Below are 12,266 nucleotides of genomic sequence, written 5' to 3' on the forward strand. Positions count from 1 at the left end.
AGGAGACAATGTAGATTTAGAGATAGAGTTAATAGCGCCGATAGCGATGGAAGATGGGTTAAGATTTGCGATAAGAGAGGGAGGTAAGACGGTAGGTGCTGGTGTTGTATCTAAAATTATTAAGTGAACTTAGTAGATAGGCAGTATTAGAGTATGCGCGATATAGTTATATTAGCATGTGTAGAGTGTAAAAATAGAAATTACAATACAACAAGAAACAAAAAGAATAAGAAAGACAAGTTGGAGTTAGAAAAATATTGTAGATTTTGTAAAAAGTATGTATTGCATAAAGAAACCAAATAGAGCTGTAGGCCTGTAGCTCTAACGGTAGAGCAGCGGACTCCAAATCCGATGGATGGGGGTTCAAATCCCTCCAGGCCTGCTATTATGTTTAGAAATTATGTTTAGACGCATTAAAATTTTTTTATTGGATGTTCATAAGGAACTCAAGAAGGTCTCTTGGCCAACGAAGAATGAAATTAAAGAATCCACTGTAATTGTCATTATAGCTGTTGGGATAAGCGCAGTGTTTATTGGTGTAGTGGACTTTTTCTTGGGCAATATTTTGAGTAAGATAATAAGGTAGTAAGGGTAGCTATGGAAAAAAAGTGGTATGTAATACACATACACTCGGGTTTTGAGGGTAAAGTAAAGATGCAGCTAGAATGCAAGCTAAAGCTTGCTAATATGGAGGGATTTGTATCTCGAATATTAATTCCAACAGAGAACGTTGTAGAAGTTAAAGCTGGGAAAAAAAAGGTTAGTAGTAGAAAATTTTTTCCTGGTTATATTCTTATAGAGATGGAAATGAATGACGAGGTTTGGCAATTGATACGAAATGTTCCCGGGGTTAGCGGTTTTATTGGAAATAGAAGAAAAGCTGTACCGCTTCCTGAGAAAGAAGTACAGAAAATATTTGAAAAATTAAAGGAAAAAGAAGAAAAACCCAAACCAAAGGTAATGTTTGATAAAGGAGAAAGTATAAGGATTATAGAGGGACCATTTGCCGATTTTAATGGTGAAATTGAAGAAGTTAGTCCAGAAAAAGGAAGATTAAAAGTAATGGTTTCTATTTTTGGCAGATCAACGCCTGTTGAATTAGAATCATGGCAGGTGGAAAAGATATAATTTTTGAATTAAGGAGTAAATTTTAATATGGCAAAAGAGAGAAAAGTTGCAGGAATGATAAAGCTACAGATTTCAGCAGGAAAGGCAACACCAGCACCACCAGTAGGGCCGGCTCTAGGTCAACATGGCATTAATATAATGCAATTTTGTCAGGCATTCAATAATCAAACCAAAGACAAGGAAGGATTAATAATTCCTGTTGTTATAACAGTTTATGAGGATAAGTCCATTACGTTCATTACTAAATCTCCTCCAGCTGCAGTTCTCCTGAAGCAAGCTGCTGGTATTGCAAAAGCATCTGGAGAACCTAATAAAAATAAGATAGCAAAGGTAAGCAAAGATAAGGTTAGAGATATAGCAAAAATGAAAATGAAGGATTTGAATACTTCTAATATTGAATCTGCAATGAAGATTATTGCAGGCACTGCTAGAAGTATGGGGATTGAAATAGAGGGATAAAGGGAACACTAGAATGGAAAAAAGAAGTAAGAGGTATCAGGCAGTTGAGAAGTTAATGGATAAAGAAAAAGCGTATGATCTTCCTCAGGCAGTTGAATTGCTGAAAAAAACAGCTAATGCAAAATTTGATGAAACGGTTAATATGGTCTTTCATCTAAGAGTGGACCCTAAGCAAGCTGACCAGCAGGTAAGAGGTGTTATAAATTTACCTCATGGAACAGGCAAGACGGTAAGGATTGCGGCTTTTGCAAAGGGCGATAATATTGATAAAGTCAAGCAAGCAGGAGCTGACTTTGTCGGTGATAAAGATCTGATGGATAAAATAAGCAAAGGTTGGCTTGATTTTGATGTTGTAGTTGCAACACCTGATATGATGAAAGAGATAAGTAAGTTAGGGAAGATACTTGGCCCACGTGGATTAATGCCTAATCCAAAAAGCGGGACAGTTGCTTTGGATATAGCAGGAGCTGTAGCAGAGATTAAGGCAGGAAAAGTAGAGTATAGGCTAGATAAAGGAGCAAATTTGCATATAGTAGTGGGAAAAGTTTCTTTCTCCAAAGAGCAATTATCAGACAATATACTGACAGTTGCAAAGGAAATAATTCATGCAAAACCTGCATCTTGTAAAGGGCAATATGTAAGAAATCTTGCTATTAGTTCCACAATGGGCCCATCAATAAGGCTTAACATTAGGGGAGTCACATGAATAAAGATGAAAAAGCAAAAAGGGTAAAGGAATTAGTCAGGCAATTTCAGAGGAGCCCTAATAATATGATATTTACAGATTATAAAGGGTTAACAGTTAAGGAGATATCAGGTTTACGAGAAACATTAAATGAAAAAGAAATATCATATAAGGTTATCAAAAATAGACTTGCATGTTTGGCATTAAAGGAGAGTGGTCTTAAGGGTTTGGACCATTTTTTTACAGGTCCTACAGCTATTGCTTTTGCACAAAATGATCCAACTGCTCCAGCAAAAGTGCTGTCAAAATGTTCAAAAGAATATGATTGTCTTAGTATTAAAGGAGGGTTTATTGATGAACTCGTTTTTTCCAGAGAACAGGTTGAAGAGATCGCTTTAATTCCTTCTAGAGATCAATTGCTTATGCAGTTAATAGGACAGCTTCAAGCTCCAATAGGTAATTTTGCATATTGTATTAGATCAATACTAGCCAGGTTTGTGTATGTTATTCACGCTGTTTTAGAAACAAAGAGAAAGGAAGATGTAATAGATAGTAGAGCTAATTCAAAGATAAAGGAGGTAGATAATGGTAACAAAAGCTAAGAAAACAACAGAAGAATCAGTAAAGAAAGTTCCCCAGGTTGAGGCAGAAAAGCCATCTGCAAAAAAGCCAGACAAAGCTAGTATTATAGATCTGGTAAAGAGTATGACAGTTTTAGAGTTATCGAATCTTGTCAAAGATTTAGAAAAAGAATTTGGTGTTACTGCTGCTCCAGTTAGTATTGGAGCTGTCTCTCCAGGTGCAGCGTCTGCTTCTGCTGCTCCTGAGGAAGCGAAGGAAAAGACAACGTTTACTGTCTTATTAAAACAGTTTGGGGATAAGAAGATTCAGGTAATAAAGGAAGTAAGAGCTATTACAGAGTTGGGACTTAAGGAAGCGAAAGATCTAGTAGAGAGCGCACCAAAGCCTATTAAGGAAAATGTTTCAAAGGATGAAGCCGAGGAACTCAAGAAGAAATTAGAAGCTGTTGGTGCTGTTGTAGAATTGCAGTAATGCTAGTCTTTAAAGATATAATAATTGCTGCTAAAAGCAGCCTAATTTTGGTAAAGGGAGAATAAGTATGTCTCAACGTGTGTCTAATTCTTCTGGTAGAGATTTATATTGTCAGATATCTCCTGTTATGAATGTTCCCGATTTAATGTATGTTCAAAGGGAGCCATATGCAGAATTTCTTCAGAGGAATGTAACTCAAGCAAATCGTAAGAATCAGGGACTTCAGGCAGTATTTAACGAGTTTTTTCCAATAATAGACGAAAAGGAGAGATTCTGCCTGGAATTTTTAAATTATAGTATTGGTGATCCTAAATACAATGTGTCTGAATGTGAGAGATGTGGGGCAACATATGCTGCGCCTCTTAAGGTAAGAATGAAACTGACCATTAATGAGGAGGGTTCCACCAAAGCAGGCAGTGCAAGAGAGCAGGAAATGTATTTACTGGATTTGCCTCTTATGACAGAGCAGGGGACGTTTATCATCAATGGATCAGAGAGAGTTATTGTTAGTCAGTTACATAGATCCCCGGGTCTTTATTGTCAGAAAAAGGAAGTTTCCAATGAAAAAGAGCTTTATTCAGCACGTCTTATTCCGTACAGAGGGGTCTGGCTTGAGTTTGAATTTGATGCTAATGATGTGCTTTATGTTAGTATGGACCGTAAAAGAAAGATGCTTGCTACAGTTTTGCTTAGAGCGTTTGGATATGTGACAGATGAAGAGATTATCAGGCTTTTCTATAATTGTAAGGAGAAGATAATTACAAATGAGACAGTGGCTGATGATCTTGTTAATGAAATTCTGTCAGAGGACGTAGTTGATGAAAATACAGGGGAGATCATAGCAGAGAGTAAAGAAAGAATAACTCCTTCTATTGCTAAGAAGATATTAACATTCAAGATTAAAAGCATAAACATAATAGAAATGTCCGTCAAAGATATTTCTATTATAAATACACTTGCAAAAGATCATAGAAAATCAAAAGAAGAAGCTTTTGTAGAAATATATAAAAGATTGCGTCCAAGTGATCACTTTACAATAGATACTGCTGAGACTTATTTTAAGGACATTATTTATAATCCCAGAAGATACGATCTTTCACAAGTTGGGAGATATAAGCTAAATCAGAAGTTAGGTCTTAATTATTCTTTGGACAAGACGACATTAGATAAGGAAGACATAGTAAAAACAATCAATTATTTGCTTCTAGCAAAGTGCAATAAAGAAGATGAGGATGATATTGACCATCTTTGGAATAGAAGAGTTAGAACTGTTGGGGAATTACTACAGTCTCAGTTTAGAATAGGGCTTGCTAAGTTAGAGAGGTCTGTAAAAGAGAGAATAGCATTTCAGGAGCCAGATACTGTTATGCCGCATGATTTAATTAATGGACGGTTAATTTCTTCGACAGTAAATGATTTTTTTGCGCGTGGACAGCTATCACAATTTATGGATCAAACAAATCCCTTAGCAGAACTTACTCATAAAAGAAGACTAAGCGCCTTAGGGCCTGGAGGACTTACAAGGGAAAGAGCAGGGTTTGAGGTTAGGGATGTTCATCCAACTCACTATGGACGTATTTGTTCTATAGAAACGCCTGAAGGGCCTAATATTGGGTTGATAGCCTCTCTTGCTACATATACGAGGGTTAATAAATTTGGACTGTTAGAAACACCTGCAAGGAGAGTTGTCAATGGTCGAGTGACCAATGAAGTGGTTTGGCTGTCTGCCGATCCTGGTAATAAGAATGTTGTTGCTCAAGCTAATGCAAAGATTGATAAAAAAGGGCATTTTATTGACGATGAGATATCGGTTAGAATTAAAGGCGACTTTCGTAAAGTCTCTCCAAAAGATGTGAATTTTGTGGATGTCTCACCCGATCAGATAGTTAGTGTAGCTGCAGGATTAATTCCTTTTTTAGAGCATGATGATGCAAACAGAGCTCTTATGGGGTCAAATATGCAGAGGCAGGCAGTTCCTCTTCTAAATCCGGAAGCTCCCCTGATTGGTACAGGAATGGAGAGTATTGTTGCCAAATGGTCTGGATCTGCCGTTGCTGCTAAGAGAGCAGGGATTGTGGAATCGGTATGTTCTGATAAGATAATTATTCGTCCAGAAGAAAGCAAGGATGATTTTGATGAATATATATTGAAAAAATTCGAAAAATCAAATCAAAACACCTGTATTAATCAGCGACCGATTGTTAAAGAGGGAGAAAGAGTCTCTAAGAATGATATCATAGCTGAAGCCTCTGCCACAGATAATAAGGAATTAGCTTTGGGACAAAATCTGTTGGTAGCATTTATGCCATGGAGAGGATATAATTTTGAAGATGCTATTGTCATCAGTGAAAAACTGGTTAGGGATGATACTTGTACCTCTATTCATATTGAGCAATTAGAAGTAGAAGCAAGGGAAACAAAACTTGGGAAAGAAGAGATCACTCGTGATATACCTAATGTTAGTGATGGAGAGCTGGCTAATCTGGACGAGCATGGGATTGTACGAATTGGGACACATGTAAAACCAGGAGATATATTAGTAGGGAAAGTGACTCCTAAGAGCGAAACAGGTCTGACGTCTGAAGAAAAATTACTGATAGCAATTTTTGGAGAAAAGGCTAGTGATGTACTTAACACATCTTTAACTGTTCCCGTTGGTGTAGAGGGGGTAGTTACAGATGTTAGAATATTGTCAAGACGTGATAAGGACGATATTGATGGTTTGGGGAAAAAGATTATTGAGGATATTGAGCATAGAATTGACGAGGAGATCAGAAAGACTAAGGATAATCTAATTGAGGCACTTGGGAGCCTTATTAGAGGGGAAGTAATAGCTGAGGATATGATTAATAAGAATGGAAAAGTCTTTCTCTCTGCTGGACAGAAAGTTAGAATAAAAGATGTGGATAATATACCTGTCAAGTATTTGAGAAGACTTAGAGTTAAAAATAACAACATCAATAAAAAACTTCTTGCATTAATTGAAAGCTTTGAGGAAGAATTAAAGTCTCTTAGTAAAGAGAGGAAACTAGAAGTAGAAAAGATCAAGAAGGGAGATGAACTTTCACCAGGTGTAATAAAACGTATAATGGTTTATATAGGCAATAAGAGAAAAATCTCAAAGGGAGATAAGGTCTCTGGCAGGCATGGTAATAAGGGTGTGATTGCAAAAATATTGCCAGAGGAAGATATGCCGTATTTATCAGATGGAACATCAGTGGAAATTTTGCTTAATCCTTTAGGCGTTCCTTCAAGAATGAATGTGGGCCAAATTTTGGAAACTCATCTTGGGTGGGTAGCCAAGGTTTTGGGTATAAAGATTGCGACTCCTGTTTTTAATGGAATTAAAGAGGCAGAAATAAAACAGCTTCTTAAAAAGGCAGGGTTGCCTGAAGATGGTCAGGTTACTTTGTATGACGGGATGACAGGGGAATCATTTGATAATAAGATAACTGTTGGCTATATTTACATGATGAAGTTGTCACATCTTGTGGATGATAAGATGCATGCTCGTGCAACAGGTCCGTATTCATTAGTTACTCAGCAGCCTTTGGGAGGAAAGGCTCAGTTTGGAGGACAGCGTTTTGGCGAGATGGAGGTATGGGCATTAGAAGCATATGGTGCTGCTTATACTTTACAAGAATTGCTTACAGTAAAAAGTGACGACGTTGTTGGCAGAATGCGGATATACGAAAGTATTGTAAAGGGAGAAAATACAGTTCAATCCGGCATACCAGAGTCTTTCAATGTTTTATTGAAAGAGTTACAAGGTTTAGGATTGGGAGCTAAACTTGTAAGGGCTAAAGGGCCTCGTGTATTTTCTGATCTTGCTTTTCGAAAATGGCAACCTAATAGCTCGGAGGAATTTCAAAACGGAACGGATACGATTGAAGCCATATCTATTAGTTTGGTTTCTCCTGAAGAGATCAGGCTGTGGTCTAAAGGAGAAGTTAGAAAGCCAGAAACTATAAATTATAGAACATTCAGGCCGGAAAAAGATGGGCTTTTTTGTGAAAGAATCTTTGGTCCAACAAAGGATTGGGAATGTTACTGCGGTAAATATAAGAGGATTAGGCATAAAGGGGTAATTTGCGATAGATGTGGTGTGGAAGTTACACAATCTAAAGTGAGGCGTCAACGTATGGGGCATATAAGTCTTGCTTCACCAGTAGCTCATGTTTGGCTTTTTAAGGTTGTACCAAGTTATATGAGTACATTACTTGATTTGAGTTTGAAGAATATAGAAAAGATTCTCTATTATGAGAGTTATGTAGTGCTGGATGCTGGAAAGACCTCTTTAGGGAAGTATCAGCTTTTAAGTGATGAGGAGTATGAGAAATACAGAGAAGAATTCGGAAATGGATTTCATGCAGAGATGGGGGCTTCAGCTATTAAAAAAATGCTACAAGAGATTGATTTAGATAAACTTGCAGAGAGTTTGAGGGAAAAAGAGGGGAAAACAGCATTTAAACAGGCAAAGAAAAAAATTAATAAGAGGTTAAGGGTTGTTGAAGCCTTTCACACTTCTGGTAGTAGACCTGAGTGGATGATTATGGATGTTATACCTGTTATACCTCCAGACTTAAGACCTTTAGTGCCTTTAGATGGAGGACGCTTTGCGACCTCGGATTTGAATGACTTATATCGAAGAGTTATTAATCGAAATAACAGGCTGAAGAGACTTCTAGAACTAGGTGCACCTAACATAATTATTAGAAATGAGAAAAGGATGTTACAGGAATCGGTTGATGCTCTATTTGATAATGGCAGACATGGCAGGACAGTAGTTGGACATGGTAATCGTCCGCTTAAATCTCTTAGCAACATGTTGGGTGGAAAACAGGGTAGATTTAGACAGAATCTTTTGGGAAAACGCGTTGATTATTCTGGAAGATCAGTTATTGTTGTGGATCCAAGATTGAAACTACATCAATGTGGTTTACCTAAGCGCATGGCGTTAGAACTGTTTGAGCCATTTGTGATTAGAAAATTAAGAGAGAGGGGAATAATAAATACTATAAAGAATGCAAAGAAGATGCTGGAAAAAGCAGAAGCGGAAATATGGGATATTCTTGATGATGTAATAAAGAATCGTTACGTTTTACTTAACAGGGCTCCAACATTACATAGATTAGGTATACAGGCATTTCAGCCTGTTCTTATTGAAGGGAAGGCAATAGGAGTCCATCCTTTGGTTTGTGCAGCGTTTAATGCAGATTTTGATGGAGACCAAATGGCAGTTCATGTGCCTCTTACACCAGAGGCTGAGTTAGAAGCAGAGTTTTTAATGTTACCAAGTAGGAATATTTTTTCTCCTGCTAGTGGAGAAGCAATAATGGTGCCAAGACAGGAGATTGTATTAGGATGCTATTACTTGACAAAAGAAAAGCAGAGCAATAGGAAAGAAGAAAAGATATTTTCATCATCTGACGAAGCAATTATTGCATATGATTCTAAAAAAGTGAAATTGCATTCTAGGGTAAAGATAAGGATAAATGGAGAACTGATAGAGACAACTGTAGGGAGAATTCTGTTTAATGAAATTTTGCCTAATTCATTGCAGTTTGTAAATAGGGTGTTTGATAAAGACAAACTGGGTGACTTAATTGAAGAGAGTTTCAAAAAGGAAGGATATCATCAGACAGTTATAATGCTGGACAGGATTAAGACATTAGGATTTGAGATGGCTACTAAGGGCGGCATTTCCATTTGTATTGATAATATAGTTATTCCTGCAATAAAGAGTAAGTTATTGGAGCAAGGGAAACGAGAGGCTAGTATTGTTGAGGAGCAGTATAGGAAGGGCGTTATTACTGATGGAGAGAGATATAATAAGGTGATTGATGTATGGACACATACTACGGATAAGGTCTCAGATGCCATGTTTAAAGAGATGGAAAAAGATCCTTTTAATCCTGTTCTAATGATGCTGCTTTCAGGTGCAAGAGGCAGCAGTCAGCAGATAAGGCAATTGGCAGGCATGCGGGGACTAATGGCTAAACCTAAGAAGAAGATTATAGGAGAGATAGGAGAGATCATAGAAACTCCTATAATGACAAACTTCCGTGAGGGACTGAGTATGTTGGAATATTTTATCTCAACTCATGGGGCTAGAAAAGGTTTGGCAGATACAGCTTTGAAAACTGCAGAAGCAGGATACTTAACCAGGAGATTGGTCGATGTAGCACAGGACGTAGTTGTTACAAGCGAAGATTGCAGAACACTTAACGGTATAAGCGTTGTAGCAATTAAAGAAGGAGACAGAACTATTGAATCACTTAAAGACAGGCTTGCAGGGCGAATAGCATTGGAAGATATAAAAATACCCTTGTTGGATAATATAATCGTTAAAGCAGGCGAGGAGATTGCAGATGAAATGGCAGAAGTCATAGAGGAGGCAGGAGTAGAAAAGGTAATGATAAGGTCTGTTCTAACATGTGAGCAGGAGAAGGGGATTTGTGCTAAATGTTATGGTAGAGATCTTACAACAAAGAAGCGAGTTAGAGTGGGAGAAGCTGTAGGAATTATTGCAGCTCAGTCCATAGGAGAACCTGGAACTCAGCTTACTCTAAGAACTTTTCATATTGGAGGAACAGCTAGTAGAATAATTGGTGCCTCAAAAATAGTAGCCATTAATGATGGCATTGTTAAATTTCACGGAATAAGAACAGTGGTGGATAAGAATAATAACGTAGTAGTGATTAACAGGAATGGAGAAATAGCAATAGAAAATGCAGAAGAGAAGGAATTAGAAAGATGCAATATGCCTTTGGGCAGTGTACTTAAGTTTAAAGATAATGATGTAGTAAAAAGAAAAACCGTGTTAGCTGAGTGGGATCCATATACCTTGCCCGTAATTTCTATAGTGAGTGGGGAAGTAAAATTTATTGATATAATTGAAGGTCTTACAATGAAGACCGAAGTAGATAAGATCACCGGGAAAAAAGAAAGGATTATTACAGATTACCGAAGCACTGGTATGCATACACAAATATTGATACAAGACAAGAATGGAGAGGTGTTAAATTACCATAGTATCCCAAGTGGAGCGTACCTAATAGTTAAAGAGGGAGAGCAAGTTTTGGTAGGGGATTTGTTAGCAAAGACTACAAGGGAAAGAAGTAAAACCAGAGATATTACAGGAGGATTACCAAGAATCGCTGAACTCTTTGAAGCGAGGAGACCTAAGAATCCTGCTATAGTGACTGAGATAGATGGAATAGTGGATGAACCTGTTGGTCTTAAGAAGAATATGCGTAGAATAACTGTGACAGCAGATAATGGTGACGAAAAAGAATATCTCATTCCTCATGGTAAGCACTTGATTGTTTATAAAGGCGATAGGGTAAAAGCAGGTGATCAGCTTACAGATGGATCTGTGATTCTTGATGAAATATTAAGAATAGAGGGAGATAGGAGATTACAGGAATATTTATTAAATGAAGTTCAGGAAGTTTATCGGCTGCAAGGTGTTTATATCAATGATAAACATATAGGATTAATTGTAAGACAGATGCTTAGAAAAGTCAGCATAGAAGATAGTGGAGATACTAAGCTCTTAGCTGGAGAACAAGTAGATAAAGTTGTTTTTAAAAAAGAAAATGAAAGAGCTGTCGCAGAAAATAAAAAACCTGCTCGTGCAATACCAGTTCTTCAGGGTATTACACGAGCGTCTATAAATACAGAAAGTTTTATATCAGCTGCTTCATTTCAGGAAACTACGCGAGTTTTAACCAAGGCTACTGTTTTTTCTAAGGTAGATAGATTATCTGGATTAAAAGAAAATGTAATAATTGGACGTTTAATTCCTGCTGGTACAGGGTGGGCTCACTATAGGAATATAACATTAACAGGAACTGAGTTATCCGATAAAAAGGATACGGAAGAGGCTAAAGATAAAGATAATAGTAGTGTGGAAGAGGTGAAAGATTAGGAAAGGGAATAAATATGCCAAGATTGTCACAATTGATAAAAAAAAGCAGGAAGAAGAATACAAAGAAAACGTCTACTCCTGCCTTAAAAGGTTCTCCTCAAAAGCGAGGAGTATGTACCAGGGTGTATACGGTTACTCCTAAAAAGCCAAATTCAGCATTAAGAAAGGTGGCTAGAGTGAGATTGACGAGTGGTGTGGAGGTTACAGCTTATATTCCTGGAATAGGACATAATCTACAGGAACATTCAATTGTTTTAATTAGAGGTGGAAGCGTTGCAGATCTTCCGGGTGTTAGATACCACATAGTTAGAGGAGCTTTGGATACTGCAGGGGTTACGGATAGAAAGAAAAGCAGGTCTAGATATGGTGCAAAAAGAGCAAAATAAAGGAGACATGTAATGCCTAGAAAGGGGAGGGTTACTAAAAGGACAATAACACCGGATCCTAAATACAGTGACCAAATAGTAGCTAAATTTGTAAATTGTATTATGAGAAGAGGCAAAAAAAGTTTGGCTGAATCTATACTCTATGATTCTTTGGATATTATACATAAGAGTACAAAAAAAGACTCTTTGGAAGTGTTCAAGCAGGCTCTTGATAATGTAAAGCCGGTTTTAGAGGTTAAGTCCAAAAGAATTGGAGGCGCTACGTATCAAGTACCTATAGAAGTTAGCTCTGATAGGAGAACAAGTTTGGCTATGCGCTGGATTATAACTTATGCTAAAGCGAGAAAGGGCAAAAGCATGGGGGAAAAATTGGCGCAGGAAATTGTGGACGCATCTAAAGGCGAAGGAACTTCCGTAAAAAAGAAAGAAGACGTCCATAAAATGGCAGAAGCTAATAAAGCTTTTGCGCATTATAGATAATACTTGCAAGAGAAAGAGGATATGATATAATCCGTGAACTTATTTAAAAGCAGGAGGAAATAGAGAGATGGCGAAGGAGAAGTTTGAGAGAACGAAGCCACATATAAATGTAGGGACAATAGGACATGTAGATCATGGGAAG

General features: G+C 37.4%; 12 protein-coding genes and 1 tRNA gene. All 13 read left to right on the plus strand.

Annotated features, from left to right (window positions below):
- Positions 1 to 127 (plus strand): elongation factor Tu (gene tuf, locus Q7J67_01730; protein MDO9464007.1); only part of this gene is annotated, 127 nt, incomplete at its 5' end.
- Positions 128 to 153: 26 nt separating this feature from the next.
- Positions 154 to 303, plus strand: coding sequence for a 50S ribosomal protein L33 (gene rpmG, locus Q7J67_01735; protein MDO9464008.1), 150 nt, complete (start codon positions 154 to 156; stop codon positions 301 to 303).
- Between the two features lie 6 nt (positions 304 to 309).
- A tRNA-Trp gene (locus Q7J67_01740) sits at positions 310 to 382 on the plus strand.
- 18 nt (positions 383 to 400) lie between these two features.
- Positions 401 to 586 carry a preprotein translocase subunit SecE gene (gene secE / locus Q7J67_01745; GenBank protein MDO9464009.1) on the plus strand — a complete coding sequence of 62 codons (186 nt, stop codon included), beginning with the start codon at positions 401 to 403 and terminating at the stop codon, positions 584 to 586.
- Positions 587 to 597: 11 nt separating this feature from the next.
- Positions 598 to 1,128 carry a transcription termination/antitermination protein NusG gene (nusG, locus tag Q7J67_01750; protein MDO9464010.1) on the plus strand — a complete coding sequence of 177 codons (531 nt, stop codon included), beginning with the start codon at positions 598 to 600 and terminating at the stop codon, positions 1,126 to 1,128.
- A 27-nt stretch (positions 1,129 to 1,155) separates the two neighbouring features.
- On the plus strand, positions 1,156 to 1,587 hold the full coding sequence (gene rplK, locus Q7J67_01755) for a 50S ribosomal protein L11 (GenBank protein MDO9464011.1): 432 nt from the start codon (positions 1,156 to 1,158) through the stop codon (positions 1,585 to 1,587).
- A gap of 13 nt (positions 1,588 to 1,600) precedes the next feature.
- Positions 1,601 to 2,293, plus strand: coding sequence for a 50S ribosomal protein L1 (rplA, locus tag Q7J67_01760; protein ID MDO9464012.1), 693 nt, complete (start codon positions 1,601 to 1,603; stop codon positions 2,291 to 2,293).
- A complete protein-coding gene (gene rplJ / locus Q7J67_01765) occupies positions 2,290 to 2,874 on the plus strand; it encodes a 50S ribosomal protein L10 (protein ID MDO9464013.1) in 585 nt (194 codons plus the stop codon). The genes rplA and rplJ overlap by 4 nt, the downstream gene beginning before the upstream one ends.
- Positions 2,858 to 3,325, plus strand: a complete 468-nt coding sequence (rplL, locus tag Q7J67_01770) for a 50S ribosomal protein L7/L12 (protein ID MDO9464014.1) — start codon at positions 2,858 to 2,860, stop codon at positions 3,323 to 3,325. Before rplJ ends, rplL begins: the two co-directional genes overlap by 17 nt.
- Before the next feature lie 67 nt (positions 3,326 to 3,392).
- The gene (rpoC, locus tag Q7J67_01775) at positions 3,393 to 11,258 is read left to right on the plus strand and encodes a DNA-directed RNA polymerase subunit beta' (GenBank protein ID MDO9464015.1); all 7,866 of its coding nucleotides are present in this window, start codon (positions 3,393 to 3,395) and stop codon (positions 11,256 to 11,258) included.
- A gap of 14 nt (positions 11,259 to 11,272) precedes the next feature.
- The gene (gene rpsL / locus Q7J67_01780; GenBank protein MDO9464016.1) at positions 11,273 to 11,644 is read left to right on the plus strand and encodes a 30S ribosomal protein S12; all 372 of its coding nucleotides are present in this window, start codon (positions 11,273 to 11,275) and stop codon (positions 11,642 to 11,644) included.
- 12 nt (positions 11,645 to 11,656) lie between these two features.
- A complete protein-coding gene (gene rpsG, locus Q7J67_01785) occupies positions 11,657 to 12,124 on the plus strand; it encodes a 30S ribosomal protein S7 (protein ID MDO9464017.1) in 468 nt (155 codons plus the stop codon).
- A 67-nt stretch (positions 12,125 to 12,191) separates the two neighbouring features.
- On the plus strand, positions 12,192 to 12,266 hold a 75-nt coding region (locus Q7J67_01790), incomplete at its 3' end, for an elongation factor Tu (protein ID MDO9464018.1).

Source organism: bacterium, from assembly GCA_030652805.1.
Classification (GTDB): domain Bacteria; phylum JAHJDO01; class JAHJDO01; order JAHJDO01; family JAHJDO01; genus JAHJDO01.